We start from the raw sequence: 15,648 nt of genomic DNA, 5'->3' as shown, positions 1-15,648 counted from the left end.
CTCGCCCCAGGATCCCTATGGAAACTGGGCGCTAGCCCATATTGCTCAATACGGTCTTGACCACCAGCACAAGCGTGATCACAAAAAGGGCGGTGAAAATCAGCCCTGCAGCCACGTACGTCTTGATGCTGCCGCCCTTGAAGTCCCTTTCCCGATTCTTGTTCGACTGTACGCCGATTGCGGCGGCCAGGGTGCTGAGTACTACCTGGCCGAAAGACGGTTTCTGTTTTTTCTCTTCGTCCATTCCGAATCCCCATTAGTAGGAGCCTGTCTTGCAGGCGAACTTCACAGTCGAAGTGAACCTGAATAACGGTTCGCCTGCAAGGCAGGCACCTGCCAGTTGGGATGCGCCGCGATCAATCCTCCAGGTTCGGGCGCAACCAGCGTTCCAGTTCCTCTGCGGTCATGCCTTTACGCTCCGCAAGGCTCTCCAGCTGATCGCGGCTGATCTTGCCCACATTGAAGTACTTGGATTCCGGGTGGGCGAAGTACCAGCCACTGACTGCGGCGGCCGGCATCATGGCAAAGCTCGATGTCAGCTCGATCCCCGCATTTTCTTCAGCGTTCAGCAGCTTGAACAGGGTGGCCTTCTCGGTGTGATCCGGGCAGGCCGGGTATCCCGGGGCCGGGCGGATGCCGGAGTAGGCTTCCTTGATCAGCTCTTCGTTGCTGAGGGTTTCCGCTGGCTGGTATCCCCAGTAGTTGCGGCGCACCTCGCGGTGCAGGTATTCGGCGAACGATTCTGCGAGGCGATCGGCGAGCGCCTTGACCATGATTGCACTGTAATCGTCGTGCTTGGCCTCGTACTCCGCGGCCAGCTCGTCGGCGCCGATCCCGGTAGTTACGGCAAAGCCACCGATATAGTCGGCCACGCCTGAGCCCACCGGGGCGATAAAATCGGCCAGGGAGCGACACAGGCCATCGCCACCGCGCTTCTGTACCTGCTGACGCATCTGGTGCAGGCGCGCGAGTTCTTCGCTACGGCTTTCGTCCGTGTAGACAATAATATCGTCACCGTCGGCATTTGCCGGCCACAGGCCAAACACCGCGCGCGCGGTAAGGCGTTTGTTGTCGATGATGTCGGCGAGCATGGTCTGGGCATTTTTGAACAGATCCGTGGCTGCTTCACCGACCACTTTATCGTTCAGGATGGCCGGGTACTTGCCGGCCAGATCCCAGGAAATGAAGAACGGGGTCCAGTCGATGGTGTCGACCAGTTTTTCCAGTGGGAAGTCATCCAGCACGGTGAGACCAGGGTTGTTCGGCACTTTGGGTTCGAAGCTGTCCCAGTCTAATTGCGGTCCCGCCTGCAGGGCATTCTTGTAGGTGAGGCGCGGGTCATTGCGCTTGCGGTTTGCGGTGCGCTCGCGCACCTTGTCGTACTCTTCCTGAATGCCTTTGACGAATGCCGGACGCAGCTCGTCAGACAGCAGGTTGCTGGCCACACCCACCGCGCGGGACGCGTCCGCCACGTAAACAGTCTGGTTGCGGTTGAACTGCGGATCAATTTTTACCGCGGTGTGCGCCTTGGAAGTGGTGGCACCACCGATCATCAGCGGGATATCGAAACCCTGACGCTCCATTTCCGCAGCGACGTGCACCATTTCATCCAGGGACGGAGTGATCAGGCCGGACAGGCCGATGATGTCGCAGTTCTTTTCCCTGGCGGTCTGCAGGATGGTTTCCGCAGGCACCATCACACCCAGGTCGATCACCTCGAAGTTGTTACAGGCCAGCACCACGCCGACGATATTTTTGCCGATATCGTGTACGTCGCCCTTTACCGTCGCCATCAGGATGCGACCGTTGGGCTTGCTGTCGACGGTTTTTTCTTCCTCGATATAGGGCTGCAGGTAGGCCACCGCCTGTTTCATCACCCGCGCGGATTTCACCACCTGGGGCAGGAACATCTTGCCCTCACCGAACAGGTCGCCAACGATGTTCATGCCGTCCATCAGCGGGCCTTCGATCACATCCAGCGGACGGGTGGCCTGCTGGCGAGCGGCTTCGGTGTCTTCCTCGATAAAATTGTTGATGCCTTTTACCAGGGAGTGGGCGAGGCGCTCATTCACCGGCAGCTGGCGCCAGGCAAGGTCTTCCTTGCGCTCTGTCGCAGTGCCATCGCCGCGGTATTTCTCGGCAATATCCAGCAGTGCCTCGGTGGCCTCGTCACTGCGGTTGAGGATGACGTCCTCTACTTTTTCACGCAGCTCTTCCGGCAGGTCGTCGTAGACCGCCAGCTGGCCGGCGTTGACGATACCCATGTTGAGGCCGGCCTTGATCGCGTGATACAGGAATACCGAGTGGATTGCCTCGCGCACCGGGTTGTTGCCGCGGAACGAGAAGGACACATTGGAAACACCGCCAGAGACATTGGCGCCGGGCAGGTTCTGGCGAATCCAGGCAGTGGCCTCGATAAAGTCCACTGCGTAGTTGTTGTGCTCCTCGATACCGGTGGCAACCGCGAAAATATTCGGGTCAAAAATGATATCGGACGGGTTGAACCCGACCTTGTCCACGAGGATGTCGTAACTGCGTTTACAGATCTCTGTTTTGCGTTCGAAGGTGTCCGCCTGGCCTTTCTCGTCAAAGGCCATGACCACCACCGCCGCACCGTACATCAGGCACGAGCGCGCTTTGTCGACGAAGTCTTCCTCGCCTTCCTTGAGACTGATGGAGTTGACGATGGGCTTGCCCTGGATGCACTGCAGGCCCGCTTCGATCACTTCCCACTTGGAAGAGTCCACCATGAACGGCACTTTGGAAATGTCCGGCTCGGTGGCGCACAGGTTCAGGAAGCGGCGCATGGCGGCAACGGAATCCAGCATCGCTTCATCCATGTTGAAGTCGATTACCTGGGCCCCGTCTTCTACCTGGGCGGCCGCTACCTGCAGGGCGGTATCGTAATCCTCTTCCATGATCAGGCGCTTGAAGCGCGCGGAACCGGTGACGTTACAGCGCTCGCCTACATTCACGAACAGGGCGTTTTCATCCACCACATAGGGTTCGAGGCCTGACAGGCGCAGCGCCGGTTTCAGTTGCGGCAGTTTGCGCGGCTTGATATCGGCGACCGCGTCGGCAATCGCGCGGATGTGTTCCGGGGTGGTGCCACAGCAGCCGCCGAGGATATTGAGGAATCCACTCTGGGCAAACTCCGCCACGATCGCCGCGGTTTCTTCCGGGGTTTCGTCGTATTCGCCGAATTCGTTGGGCAGACCCGCATTGGGGTGTGCGGAGACGTGTTCTGCACAGACGCCCGACAGCGCTTCCACATAGGGGCGCAGTTCGGTGGCGCCGAGGGCGCAGTTGAGACCAACAGACAGTGGGTTGGCGTGGGCCACCGAGTAGTAAAAGGCTTCCGTGGTCTGCCCGGACAGGGTGCGGCCAGAAGCGTCAGTAATGGTGCCCGAGATCATGATCGGCAGCTCGTAGCCGCGCTGCTGGAAGACTTTCTTCAGCGCGTAAATGGCGGCCTTGGCGTTCAGGGTATCGAAGATGGTTTCGATCAGGATCAGGTCGGAACCGCCGTCGATCAGGTGTTCTGCAGCCTCGACATAATTGTCTACCAGCTCGTCAAATGTGACGTTGCGTGCGCCCGGGTCGTTTACATCCGGGGAGATACTGGCGGTGCGGGAAGTCGGGCCAAGCACGCCGGCGACAAAACGCGGCTTCTCGGGTGTCGACAGCGCATCCGCCGCGCGACGCGCTACCTCAGCGGCTACCCGGTTCAGCTCCGGCACCAGGTCTTCCATGTCGTAGTCGGACTGGGACAGGCGCGTAGAGTTGAAGGTGTTGGTTTCGATGATATCGGCACCGGCCTCGAGGTATTCCTTGTGCAGGCGCTCGATAAGGTCCGGCTGGGTCAGGACCAGCAGGTCATTATTGCCCTTGATGTCGGAAGGGTAATCGGCAAATCGCTCACCGCGGTAGTCCGCTTCTTCCAGCTTCTCCCGCTGAATCATGGTGCCCATGGCGCCATCCAGTATCAGGATGCGCTCCGCAAGGGCGCTGTGAAGCTGTTGCAGACGTTGGTCACGGGACTGCTGAGACCGATTCTCCGACATGGTCATTTCCTTGTTACCGACTGATTACCGACTGACTACCGACTGAATAGTACCGGGTGTTCAAAAAAGGGCGGCAATCTTAGCACAAAGCGGCGCCACAGCAGGCCATGGGGCTATCAGCGGGAGGCGCCGGGAAGATCATCTGCGTATATGCATGTAACCAAATGATCTACAGACACAGGGGGGAGGGGGGGTGGAATTTCCGCTTACGGATCACCACCTGTGAGCCTAGAGTTATTGAAACCCGAAAACGAATGGGCGGAGGTCCAATGAAGATACTGATGATACTGACATCGCACGATGAGCTGGGGAATACCGGTGAGAAGACCGGTTTCTGGCTGGAGGAGTTCGCCGCCCCTTACTATGTCTTCGTAGATGCAGGTGCAGAAGTGACTCTTGCGTCTCCCAAGGGGGGGCAGCCGCCGCTGGATCCAAAGAGTGACGCTGATGACGCGCAGACGGCCGCCACCCGGCGTTTCAGGAGTGACCCCCTGGCACAGGAGGCCCTGGCCAATACCAAGACCCTGGACGATGTAGATACCGACTGGTTTGATGCGGTCTTCTACCCCGGCGGCCACGGCCCTCTTTGGGATCTGGCGGAAGACCAGCGTTCCATCGCCATTATTCAGGGCTTCTATCGGGCCGAAAAGCCGGTGGGTGCGGTGTGCCACGCACCGGCGGTCTTCCGCCACACGGTGGATGAAAACGGTGAGCCGCTGGTGAAAGGGCGCCGTGTTACCGGATTCACCAATAGCGAAGAGGAGGGTGTGGGCCTTACGGATATCGTGCCGTTCCTGGTCGAGGACATGCTGAAAGAGCGCGGCGCAGACTACTCGAAAGGGGATGACTGGCAGAGCCATGTCTGTACCGATGGATTGCTGATTACCGGCCAGAATCCGGCCTCTTCCGAGGCCACCGCCAGGGCGCTGCTGGGGGCGCTGGCGTGACGCCGGTTTAACTTGAGCGCGGTTGGGCGTAAAATACCCGACCCGTGCGCTCGGTTATTTGAAGCCCGGTTGCGCCAAACCGGTTAATTGAGAAGGTTTATGTCAGAACAACCGTCAGAATTGAACGTCACCATCACCGATTCCGCTCAGGAATACCTGCGCGACCTGCTGGCCAAGCAGGATTGCGAAGGCATCGCCATCCGTATGTTCGTGTCTAATCCGGGCACGCCGAACGCGGAGACCTGTATCGCCTACAGTCGCCCCGGTGAAGAGAAAGAGGGTGATCTGGAAATGCAGCTGAATGGCTTCAAAGCGTACTTTGAAGGCCGCAGCGTACCGTATCTGGACGAAGCGCGGGTCGACTACGCGTCGGACAAAATGGGTGGTCAGCTTACCATTCGCGCGCCCAACTCCCGCATGCCCAAGGTTACCGACGACAGTCCCATCGAGGACCGCATCAACTATGTCCTCTACAGCGACGTTAACCCCGGCCTGGCATCCCACGGTGGCCAGGTGACCCTGGAGAGCGTTACCGACGACATGTACGCCGTGTTGAAATTCGGCGGTGGTTGCCAGGGTTGTGGCATGGTGGATATGACCCTGAAAGAGGGGGTTGAGAAAACCCTGCTGGAGAAAATTCCGGAGCTGGCCGGGGTGAAAGACATCACCGACCACACGGACAAGTCCCAGGCTTATTATTGAGTTCCGTCTGTTCGGGCTTAATGCTTAAAAAACCGCGGCGTCGCCGCGGTTTTTTTTGTCCTGAAATTGTCAGGTCCGCCGTTATCCGGTTACTGGTAGACCCGCACGTAGTCCACATACATGCGTTGCGGGAATACACTGCTGCCATCCGGGCTGCCCGGCCAGCTCCCGCCCACGGCGACATTCAGTAGGATGAAGAAGGGGTGGTCGTATGCCCAGGGGCCGTACTGCTCCACCTGTGCGCGGGAAACGTTGTAGAAGTTGTTTCCGTCCACGTACCAGCTGATACCGTTGCTGTTCCATTCGACGGCGTACACGTGATAGCCCGCATCCACATTTTGGCCAACGTTGTAGGTGCCCATGATCGGTGTGTTGCCAGAATAGCCAGGCCCGTGCAGTGCGCCGTGGGTCAGGGTCGGTTCAAACCCCACGTGTTCCATGATGTCGATCTCGCCGGAATTGGGCCACGGAGTGCCTGTCAGAATATTTCCGCCGAGCATCCAGAATGCGGGCCAGATTCCCTGGGTCTGGGGCAGCTTTATCCGCGCTTCGATACGTCCGTATTGAAACTCCTTTTTCCCGGCGGTGATCATGCGGGTTGAGGTGTACTGGCAGGCACCGTACCAGCAGTTGTATCCGCCTTCGTTGCGCGCCTCGATTACCAGCACATTGCTGCCAGCCTGTGCATCGTATTGGATAGAAGCGTTCTGGCCGGCGGTGTAATACTGGAGTTCACTGTTGCCCCAGCCTCCGCCGCCGGTCTCGAATGTCCAGTTGGCGCTGTTGATCGAGTCGAATTCATCCCCCCACACAAGTCCGTTGTTCGCCGCTGGGCTCACCACAATCGAAGTAATGTTGTCATTGAAGCCTTCATTGTTGAGACAGCCATCGTCAGCGGTAACCGTGACCGAAGCTCCGGTGAAATTGTCGTTCTCGTAAAGCGTCGCCTGGTAACCGGATGACACGCGAATGGATGACGCATCGTCGTTCACGAAGCCCAGCGCCTGCAGGCTTGCCAGGTTGTAGCTGCCCACGCCGAGCCCTGTTGACCAGCCGTCAAAATTACAGTGCTGGTAAATGGTGGCGACGCCACTGGCCGGGTTATCTGCGACCACCTCGATCCAGTTGAGGTTCCAGTCGCCAGTCACCGCGTAAACACCCAGGTTGTAGGTCCCGGCATTGATATGCACGCGATGAGAAATGGTTTGCCAGTTTTGCCAGCCGCCGGTGTTCGGCACATTGAGTTCGCCAAGCACGATGGCACCGCCGTTCAGGTCATTGGACAGGGTGCCACCGGTGGCACTGGCAACGCGAAAGCGGATGGTGTATTCGCCGCTGGTGGGAATATTCAGGTTGTTATAAGCGAGCCATTCACCGGCGGCGACCCAGCCCACATTGTGGCCGCCGCCGGTATCCGTGGTGACTTCGATATCGACGTCGTCGGCGCGGTAGGCGCCACCGGTATTGCCCGGTGTGGTGTCGTAAAAGGCGCTGTAGTCTTCCGCCTGGAATGTGGCCGCATTGGCTCCGGCAACCATAAAGGTTGCACAAAGTCCCGCGAATACTGAGCGGAGTCTTGCGCGATGGTCTGAGTAATTCGGTATGTTCATTTTCGCCTTCTCATTTTTATTGTGAGGTGGGTGAACCCGTATTCTTCATTACTAAACGAATGCGGGACCCGGAAATATCGGGGGAAAATGGCGGGGTGGCGTCCCAGAACTGCGCGGATTTCAAAGTGGCACGGGGGAAAATGGAAAATTGGCGCCTGCTTTTCCCGCCAGATGACATCGCTGTCTTCTGGCGGGGCGATGTGCGCAAAAGTGCGTGTAGATTGTCGGGGAATCAGGATGTGGCACGATGGTGACAGGTTGATCGCCGCGCGAACGACCTGGCTCCTTCGTGCCAGTTATTGCAGGCTAGCGATTCTCCATGCGCTTCTTGGTTTTACTGGTCGCCTGGGCGGTTAACGGATCATCGGGCCAGAAATGTTTCTGGTATTTGATTCGCAGTTCCTTTTTCACTTCCTGATACGTGTTTTTCCAGAAGCTGGAAAGGTCACGGGTAACCTGCACCGGTCTCTGTGCCGGAGAGAGCAGGTGAATCATCAGAGGATAGCGGCCATTCAGGATCGCGGGCGTTTCCCCAAGGCCAAACATCTCCTGTAACCGCACCGCAAGCACCGGTGGTGTCTCCCCGTACTGGATGGCGATACGGGAGCCGCTGGGTACCTGAATATGGGTGGGTGCAATTTGCTCCAGGCGCTGCTGGGTTGGCCAGTCGAGCTGCGCGAGGAGAATATTCTTCAGATCCAGTTGCCTCAGTTGATCCAGTTTGTTCAAGCCGTTCAGATGCGGCAGCAGCCAGTGCTCGAGGGAATCGAGGAGCTGATCTTCACTCCAGTCCGGGAGTTCCGTGTTTTCCAGCAGGTCGGGAAAGGCAGCGCGCTGCGCGTGCAGGAAGCGGACCCTTTCCAGCAGGTTCTCTGTTTCTTTATCCCAGGGCAGCGTGCGCAGTCCCCGTTGGCGAATGGCATCCAGCAGGGCGCGGCTTAACAGTTCCGGGGAAATATCACTTGCCGGCTTTTCTTCTAGCACCAGCTTGCCGAGCAAGGTTTGCACACTGGCGACGGCGCGGCCGCTGCTGTCGTCCCAGCGCACGGATTCCCGGGTTGTGATCAGGTCATCGAAATATTCATACAGCGCCGGTTTGCTGATGCGCGCCGCCAGTTGAACCCGGGCATCGCGCCCTTGGCCGTCCAGATCGGCGATAACGAGAAAATCCTGCAGGGCCAGTTCGTCGTCGTGCGAGAAGTGTGCGCCGCGACCGTTGGACAGCAGAAAGCGTCGCTCGCGATCGCGACGGTTGATCGCGATACGGTCCGGGTAGGCGAAGCCGAGTAGTATCCCGGTTGCCTCCAGTGGATCGGGCGTGCTGGCTTGTTGGTTGGTCCGCGAATTAGCGGGTAACTGCGCCTGCCAGGCTTTTGCCTGCTGGCGTATACGTTGCACGGCCCCGCGATCGGCGCTGTTATTTTTTGCCGAACCGATCAGCACCTCCATGCGTTTATGGATGTCCCTGTCCCAGCGCTGCTCGCCGCGGAAGATATCCCGCTCGGAGAGCAGGGCGGCCAGCAGGCAGGCGTGCTGCTGGAGTTGCAGATCGACACTGCGCAACATCATGTGGGCGAGGCGTGGGTGGGTGCCGAGTGCCAGCATCGCCTTGCCGTGCGCGGTGATACGCAGCATCTCATCCAGTGCCCCCAGCTCCTGCAGCAATACCCGCGCCTGCGCCGTGGGGCCAGGTGGCGGTAGGTCGAGCCAGCGCAGTTCGCTGACCTCACTCACGCCCCACTGGGCCAGTTCCAGCATGACCGGAGCCAGATCACTGAGCAGAATTTCCGGGCTGTTTTTTGCCGGTAGCTGTCGCTGGCGGGATTCGCTCCACAGCCGCAGGCACACCCCCTCGCTGAGCCGCCCGGCACGTCCCGTGCGCTGGGTGGCGGATGCCTGCGAGATGGACGTGGTCACTAGCCGGTTCATGCCGGTATTGGGGTCAAAGCGCGATTCACGCATCAGGCCGGAATCCACCACCATGCGAATCCCTTCAATTGTCAGGCTGGTTTCTGCCACGTTGGTGGCAAGCACAATCTTGCGCTGCCCACTCGGTGCCGGCGCAATAGCGGCATCCTGTTGATTTTTGCCGAGGTCGCCGTACAGGGGTGCAATTAGCACATCCGGGCGATCGTGCAATGCCTCGCGCAGGTTGCTCTCGACCTGGCGGATTTCACCCACACCGGGGAGAAAAGCCAGCAGGCTGCCGTGTTCCCGCTCCATTAGCTCGCAGATTTTACGGCTCATCAGTCCCGGTAGTTGCCGCGGGTCGTCGGGAACCTGCTGGTGGGGGAGGTATTCGATGGCGACCGGGTAGGCGCGGCCCTCGCTGGTAATTACCGGTGCATCGCCGAGCAGGCCGGCGACCGCGTCGGCGTCCAGGGTGGCGGACATGACCAGCAGTTTCAGGTCCTCGCGGAAGAACTCCTGGGACTGCAGGCAGAGTGCCAGGGAGAGGTCTCCCTGCAGGCTGCGCTCGTGGAATTCATCAAAAATCACCAGTGCGGTATCGCTCAGCTCCGGGTCTGACTGCAGCAGTCGGGTCAGGATGCCCTCGGTGACCACCACGATACGGGTCTGCTTGCCGATCTTGCGCTCGCCACGAATCTGGTAACCCACGGTGGCCCCCACCGGTTCACCCAGCAGCTCCGCCATGCGCGCGGCGGAAGAACGCGCAGCGAGCCGGCGGGGCTCCAGCATGATGATCTTTCTATCGGCCAGCCATTCACTGTTCAGCAGGGCCAGGGGAACTGTGGAGGTCTTGCCCGCGCCAGGGGGCGCCTGCAGCACCACATTACCGTGCTGGTCAAGGGTCGCGCACAGGTCGGGCAGGGCCTTTGAAATGGGCAGTTGCGGGAAGGTGAATTCTGACATGGCGGCGATTATAGCGGCGGTCCGTTAATACAGACAGGGGAACCCGAAGGTCTGCCACTTGCCAGCAATGCGCAGGTCCAAGATGATACCCGGCACCTCGATTTTATAATTGGATAGAAGCCCGGGAGATCGATATTCATGGAGCATGAGTTCTGGCACGACAAATGGCGGCGCAATGAAATTGGCTTTCACAATCGCGAGGCCCATCCGCTATTGGTCGAACATTTCGCTCGGCTAGGTTTGGAGCAGGGTGACCGACTGTTTCTGCCTCTGTGCGGCAAGACACTGGATATCGGTTGGCTGCTTGAGCGCGGTTATGCCGTCGCCGGTGCAGAGCTGAGTGAAATGGCGGTGATCCAGCTGTTCGAACAGCTGGGCATTGATCCTCAGGTGGACAAGACTGGTGATCTGAAGCGTTATAGCGCCCCGGACATCGATATTTTTGTGGGCGATATTTTACACCTCACCCGCGAAGTCTTGGGACCTGTGGCTGCGGTTTATGATCGCGCTGCGCTGGTGGCGTTACCCCTGGAAATGCGCCGTCGGTATGCAGAACACCTGGTACAAGTGACCGGCAGTGCGCCGCAGTTGCTGATCACCTTCGAGTACGATCAGGAAAAAATGCCCGGGCCGCCGTTTTGCGTGAACGACGAGGAAGTCGCCGAGCACTACGCTGCGAGCTATACGTTGAACCTGCTGCAAACGGTCGATGTAGAAGGTGGCCTGAAGGGGAAATGTCCGGCAGAGGAAAAGATCTGGTTACTGGAATCCAAAAGCCTTGTGGCTTAACCGTAAATCACTATTCACTGATCGCGACGCCGGAATTTAACAGCATAGGCCGCCCCGGCATGGTGATTTTAGTTTCATTCGTGTTAGGGAAGTTGTTGATTCAACCACTGCATAAACTGGGCCTTGGGAAGGGCACCCGAAAGCCGCGTGAGTTCGCGGCCGCGATGAAAAATCATCAAAGTCGGAATGGAGCGAATCTGAAAACGCCCGGCGGTCTGCTGGTTGGCTTCCGTATCCAGTTTTACAAATAATGCCCGAGTGGCCATCTCTGAGGCAGCCTGGCTGAAAACCGGTGCGAATTGCTGGCATGGGCCGCACCAGGTTGCCCAGAAATCGATCACTACCGGGAGATCACTCTTTTCGATGATTCGCTGGAAGTTGCGGTCGGAGCCGTTTAGCGGCTGACCGGTAATCAGTGGTTTGCGGCATTTCCCACACTTCGGGCGGTCTCCGAGCCGGTTTCCGGGTACCCGGTTTACGGCGGCGCAGGACGGACACAGCACCTGTATCGGATCGCTATTGCTCATGATTGGTCTCCTGAAACGACGCTCTACTTAACCCGCCGGTAATAATAGCCCTTATCGGGGGTGTGGTTTTGGATCGGGTTGATCCGGTATTCTAGATATATCGGCTTAAAAGTAGCACCTGGAGTATAAAAATAATGTTCAGGAGTAGTATGCACGGCTTATCAGTTTTCCTTCCCGCTGCACTTTGCGGAATGCTGTCTTTTGCGGGTATGGCGGAGTCTCACGCGGAGACGGCTTATCGGCCGATCCCCATCGACGGCTTTCAGGATGCCATCAAGCACTGGAATGATCGCACTGGCGAAAACACTGTTCAGTACTATGCACTGCATCAGGTCGACAAGATCGCTGATAACCTGCTGCTATATCAGCGCGAGAGTGGTGGCTGGCCCACCAACAAGCACCCGCTGCGCATCGTTTCTCCCGAGGAGCGGGCGCAGGCGATAAAAAACAAGAGTCTTCCCGATGCGAGTTTCGACAATCGCAATATCTATCCGCAGATCAAATACCTCTCACACGCCTACCTGCAAACCGGCGAGACCAAATACCGCGACGGAGCATTGAAGGGACTGCGGTATACGCTAGATCGCCAGTATGCCAACGGTGGCTGGGCACATTCTCCGGATCGCACCGAGCGGGCCTACTATCGCCATATCACCATTGCCGATGAGGTGATGCCCGGTGTGTTGGGATTCCTGCGGGAGGTCGCCGCCGGCGGGCCGCCATTTGAATACATTGATGATGACCTGCGTGAGCAGGCAGCCCGGGCGGTGTTCAAGGGTGATGAACTGCTATTGGCGATGCAGGTTCGTATCGATGGGAAGCCCGCGGGCTGGGCCGGACAGTATCACGAAAAATCCCTGAAGCCGGTCAAGGGCAGGGCGTATGAATTGCCGGGAATCCTCGCTTGGGAAACAGTGCCGGTACTTCAGTATCTGATGACTATCGACGACCCATCCCCGGACACCGTTGCCGCTATACAGGGCGGAATTGCCTGGCTGAAATCCGTAAAACTGAACGGGTTCCGGGTCGAGCGGGTGGACACGGCAGGGCAGCGTTTCGATTTTCACGCGGCGGATTACGATCTGGTCGTGGTCGACGATGCGCAGGCAAAGCCGATCTGGGCGAGATTCTACGATCTGAAAACCAGCGAACCGTTTCTGGCAAACAGAAATGGCAAAAGGGTGTATCAGCTTTCGGAAGTGGATATCGAACGGCGCACCGGTTACAGCTGGTATGGCTATTGGCCGGAGCGGTTATTGCAGGAGGAGTACCCCGCGTGGAAACAGCGCTTCGAACTGTGACCGGGCTTTAAGAGGAATCACCTCGCTAGCCAAATTTGGGGAGCTAGCGGAATTCAGGGAGTCGAATGAATCAGAGTATCACATGGATTGACTGGCTGATCATTGTCGCTTACTGCGCAGGGCTGCTGGTCATGGCCTACTGGCTTGCGCGTCGTCAGGAGAGCCGGGAAGACTACTATGTGGCCGGGCGCAATGTCGGCCCCTGGCCGGTGGGGCTCTCGATCATGGCGACCCAGTGCTCTACCAACAGCATTCTCGGCGCGCCCGCGTTTGTCGCTTTCGCCGCGGGTGGTGGGCTGTTGTGGTTGCAGTACGAACTGGCGGTTCCTCTTGCCATGATCGTGTTGATTCTGTTTGTGATGCCGCTATTCCGGCACCTGAACCTTGTTTCGGTCTACGCCTATCTGGAACAGCGCTTTGATCTGGAAACGCGACTGACGCTCAGTGGGCTGTTTCTGTTTGTGCGGGCGTTTGCCACTGCGGTGACCGTGTACAGTATTGCGCTGGTGATCGACCTGATTACCGGGCTGGGGTTTACCGCATCGGTGTTTCTCCTGGGTGTATTCACCGTTGTTTACGATGTGATGGGTGGAATACGCGGGGTTATCTATTCCGATGTCATCCAGTTACTGATTCTCGCGGCCATGCTGGTGCTGGTACTCGTGTTTCTGGTGGATTCCAGTGGCGGTTTCGGTCAGATGTGGCAGTCGTTTGCCCAGGAGCGCAAAACCACGCTGGACTTTACTCACCATGGGTTCGGTGATGGGGAAACCTTTGCCTTCTGGCCCATGCTATTCGGTGGGCTCTTCCTGTATGTGTCCTATTACGGCTGTGACCAGAGCCAGGTACAGCGTCAATTGAGTACCCGTGATATTGACGCCACCAACAATGCGCTGTTGATCAACGGGCTTCTGAGGTTTCCGCTGGTATTGCTGTATTGCCTGGTCGGCGTCGGTATCGGTGTCTATGCCGCGCAACACCCGGAATTCATCGCTGCACTACCGGATTCCGGCAATGGGCCTGAATACAATCTTTCGGTGCCGCTGTACATGATCAATGTGTTGCCGGTGGGGCTGGTGGGCTTGAGCCTGGTGGCACTGTTCGCCGCCGCCATGTCCTCCTTGGATTCCGTGCTGAACTCCCTGAGCGCCACCACCATGGAAGATTTCGTGCGCCGCTTTCACCGCGGTAGCTGGAGTCCACACAAGGAACTCATTCTTTCGCGACTGCTGACCACCCTGTGGGGTGTTATCACCCTGGTGATGGCGTTCTTCGTGGATGACATCGCCCCCACGGTACTGGAGGCGATCAACAAGATTGGTTCGCTGGCGAATGGCCCCATTCTCGCCGTATTTGCCCTCGGCTTTCTCACCCACAGGGTGCTCGGGCCTCATGCTATCGCAGGGTTGCTGAGTGGGATTGCCAGTAACGGCTTGTGCTGGCTGTATCTGCCAGAACTTTCCTGGTTGTGGTGGAACGTCATCGGTTTCGCGGTGACGGTGGCTGTGGCCTGGATACTGGCCCAAGTGTCAGGTATGGGCACGGCCACATCGGTTACTCCGGCTTCAAATACCGACCTGTATGAACACGCAATTCGCCATCACTTGCGCGTGGAAGCCCGCAGCAATTGGTACAGGCGCAGTGTATGGCTCTTACTCTGGTTTTTCGGCCTGCTGGTACTACTGCTGTATATGGGTGACTAGTCGCCAGAAACGGCTTTTAGCCGCACCCCGGTCACTTGTGTCTGGCTGCCCTGGGCATCAGGTACCAAAGCACTGCTGCCACCAGGAACAGGGCGGGGACATCGCCCAACAGGTTTGCCCGCTCTGTTTCGTCGACAATCGCCTGTACCAGCATAATTCCGCCGTGAACAATACTGGACCACACCGTAAACCAAATCAGGCTGGCATTGGCCAGAGGATCTTTGGCTGCCCTGATCAAAAATACGCCAAGGGTCGCATAAACGCCCATAATCATCTGTTCATATTCAGGCTGGCGCGGTGTCCAGCCCCAACCGGAAGGCCACACCCACATCATCATCGCGTAGATCCCGAAAATAAAGATGATGCCAAAGACGATAAGGGCAACTTTCAAATACTTGAGTTTCTGTTCTTCTTGCACGGTCGGCTCCTCTAGACCCACCTTTGGGTGAGTCATGGGTATAGCATTGATGGCGTATATAAGTATTAAATATGGCGACGAATGTGCGTTGAATTCAGCAGATAATCCGGGAGAGGACTTGTTTATGCGTAACAGAACTGCATTGTGGTGGAAGGGGTGGATCCTGTGTTTGGCTGTTGTGTTGCAGGCCGCAACAGCCTGGGCCAGCGCGGACTCAACCACGGACCAGGCAAAAAACGTGGTCGGCGCCCAACTAGATGCGTTTCATCAGGCGGCTGCTGAGGCGGATTTTGATGCTTACTTCAATATATTGAATAACGATGGCGTCTTTATCGGCACCGATGCGACGGAACGCTGGTCTGCTGCCGAGTTCAAGGAATTTGTCAGGCCTTATTTCAGTCAGGGAAAGGGCTGGACCTATGTGCCCAGGGATAGAACCATCGTTCTGCATGGCGATGTCGCCTGGTTTGACGAGCTGCTCGATAGCGAAGCTTACGGCGAGTGTCGAGGCAGTGGTGTTCTGGTGAGAGAAGATGGGCAGTGGAAAATAGCCCAGTACAATTTACATTTTCCGGTGCCGAATGATCTTGCCAAATCGATCACCAAAATGATCAAGGCACATCAATCAAAGGGTGAGTAATAGCCTCCTGTGTCAGAGACAGTAATAGTGCGCGCCAGGTGATAGCATTGGCAATTCATGGCTCGGGCAGGTT

12 protein-coding genes are annotated in these 15,648 nt (G+C 57.8%); 6 read left to right on the top strand and 6 right to left on the bottom strand.

The features are described 5' to 3' along the window. Positions 1-31: 31 nt before the first annotated feature. The gene (locus tag HUW35_RS16365) at positions 32-244 is read right to left on the bottom strand and encodes a DUF2970 domain-containing protein (protein WP_078085915.1); all 213 of its coding nucleotides are present in this window, start codon (positions 242-244) and stop codon (positions 32-34) included. Between the two features lie 112 nt (positions 245-356). Continuing rightward, positions 357-4,064 (bottom strand): methionine synthase, encoded by a 3,708-nt coding sequence (gene metH, locus HUW35_RS16360; protein WP_255463350.1) that lies wholly within the window; start codon positions 4,062-4,064, stop codon positions 357-359. Positions 4,065-4,333: 269 nt separating this feature from the next. Between metH and HUW35_RS16355 the strand changes: the two genes are divergently transcribed. After that, positions 4,334-5,011: a type 1 glutamine amidotransferase domain-containing protein gene (locus HUW35_RS16355; RefSeq protein ID WP_181253279.1), complete on the top strand. Its 678-nt coding sequence runs from the start codon at positions 4,334-4,336 to the stop codon at positions 5,009-5,011. Between the two features lie 99 nt (positions 5,012-5,110). Continuing rightward, positions 5,111-5,713, top strand: a complete 603-nt coding sequence (nfuA, locus tag HUW35_RS16350) for a Fe-S biogenesis protein NfuA (RefSeq protein ID WP_078085912.1) — start codon at positions 5,111-5,113, stop codon at positions 5,711-5,713. An 89-nt stretch (positions 5,714-5,802) separates the two neighbouring features. Here the strand turns inward: nfuA and HUW35_RS16345 are convergent, their stop codons facing one another. Both HUW35_RS16345 and hrpB read right to left on the bottom strand, forming a co-directional pair. Then, positions 5,803-7,323 (bottom strand): family 16 glycosylhydrolase, encoded by a 1,521-nt coding sequence (locus HUW35_RS16345; protein ID WP_219932611.1) that lies wholly within the window; start codon positions 7,321-7,323, stop codon positions 5,803-5,805. Between the two features lie 306 nt (positions 7,324-7,629). After that, the gene (hrpB, locus tag HUW35_RS16340; RefSeq protein ID WP_181253278.1) at positions 7,630-10,197 is read right to left on the bottom strand and encodes an ATP-dependent helicase HrpB; all 2,568 of its coding nucleotides are present in this window, start codon (positions 10,195-10,197) and stop codon (positions 7,630-7,632) included. Between the two features lie 138 nt (positions 10,198-10,335). Here hrpB and tmpT point away from each other — a divergent pair, with 138 nt between their 5' ends. After that, on the top strand, positions 10,336-10,986 hold the full coding sequence (gene tmpT, locus HUW35_RS16335) for a thiopurine S-methyltransferase (protein ID WP_181253277.1): 651 nt from the start codon (positions 10,336-10,338) through the stop codon (positions 10,984-10,986). Between the two features lie 83 nt (positions 10,987-11,069). Here the strand turns inward: tmpT and trxC are convergent, their stop codons facing one another. Next, positions 11,070-11,513, bottom strand: coding sequence for a thioredoxin TrxC (gene trxC, locus HUW35_RS16330; protein WP_181253276.1), 444 nt, complete (start codon positions 11,511-11,513; stop codon positions 11,070-11,072). A gap of 149 nt (positions 11,514-11,662) precedes the next feature. Here trxC and pelA point away from each other — a divergent pair, with 149 nt between their 5' ends. Together pelA and HUW35_RS16320 are read left to right on the top strand one after the other, a co-directional pair. Then, positions 11,663-12,814: a pectate lyase gene (gene pelA, locus HUW35_RS16325; protein WP_181253275.1), complete on the top strand. Its 1,152-nt coding sequence runs from the start codon at positions 11,663-11,665 to the stop codon at positions 12,812-12,814. Positions 12,815-12,879: 65 nt separating this feature from the next. Then, entirely contained in the window at positions 12,880-14,517 is a 1,638-nt protein-coding gene (locus HUW35_RS16320) for a sodium:solute symporter (protein WP_181253274.1), read from the top strand. Positions 14,518-14,548: 31 nt separating this feature from the next. On the opposite strand, the gene HUW35_RS16315 is transcribed toward HUW35_RS16320, so the two are convergent. Further along, positions 14,549-14,935 (bottom strand): DUF6632 domain-containing protein, encoded by a 387-nt coding sequence (locus tag HUW35_RS16315; protein ID WP_181253273.1) that lies wholly within the window; start codon positions 14,933-14,935, stop codon positions 14,549-14,551. A gap of 34 nt (positions 14,936-14,969) precedes the next feature. Between HUW35_RS16315 and HUW35_RS16310 the strand changes: the two genes are divergently transcribed. Then, positions 14,970-15,575 carry a nuclear transport factor 2 family protein gene (locus HUW35_RS16310; protein ID WP_219932610.1) on the top strand — a complete coding sequence of 202 codons (606 nt, stop codon included), beginning with the start codon at positions 14,970-14,972 and terminating at the stop codon, positions 15,573-15,575. The last annotated feature ends 73 nt before the right edge of the window (positions 15,576-15,648 follow it).

This window comes from Microbulbifer sp. YPW1, from assembly GCF_013367775.1.
In the GTDB taxonomy this organism is placed as follows: domain Bacteria; phylum Pseudomonadota; class Gammaproteobacteria; order Pseudomonadales; family Cellvibrionaceae; genus Microbulbifer.
The sequence above is the reverse complement of the archived record's forward strand: the minus strand, read 5'-3'. Positions and strand labels throughout refer to the sequence as shown.

Coding starts and splice junctions, on each gene's coding strand:
- HUW35_RS16365 (WP_078085915.1), bottom strand. CDS start 244: ATGGACGAAGAGAAAAAACAGAAACCGTCTTTCGGCCAGGTAGTACTC.
- metH (WP_255463350.1), bottom strand. CDS start 4,064: ATGTCGGAGAATCGGTCTCAGCAGTCCCGTGACCAACGTCTGCAACAG.
- HUW35_RS16355 (WP_181253279.1), top strand. CDS start 4,334: ATGAAGATACTGATGATACTGACATCGCACGATGAGCTGGGGAATACC.
- nfuA (WP_078085912.1), top strand. CDS start 5,111: ATGTCAGAACAACCGTCAGAATTGAACGTCACCATCACCGATTCCGCT.
- HUW35_RS16345 (WP_219932611.1), bottom strand. CDS start 7,323: ATGAACATACCGAATTACTCAGACCATCGCGCAAGACTCCGCTCAGTA.
- hrpB (WP_181253278.1), bottom strand. CDS start 10,197: ATGTCAGAATTCACCTTCCCGCAACTGCCCATTTCAAAGGCCCTGCCC.
- tmpT (WP_181253277.1), top strand. CDS start 10,336: ATGGAGCATGAGTTCTGGCACGACAAATGGCGGCGCAATGAAATTGGC.
- trxC (WP_181253276.1), bottom strand. CDS start 11,513: ATGAGCAATAGCGATCCGATACAGGTGCTGTGTCCGTCCTGCGCCGCC.
- pelA (WP_181253275.1), top strand. CDS start 11,663: ATGCACGGCTTATCAGTTTTCCTTCCCGCTGCACTTTGCGGAATGCTG.
- HUW35_RS16320 (WP_181253274.1), top strand. CDS start 12,880: ATGAATCAGAGTATCACATGGATTGACTGGCTGATCATTGTCGCTTAC.
- HUW35_RS16310 (WP_219932610.1), top strand. CDS start 14,970: ATGGGTATAGCATTGATGGCGTATATAAGTATTAAATATGGCGACGAA.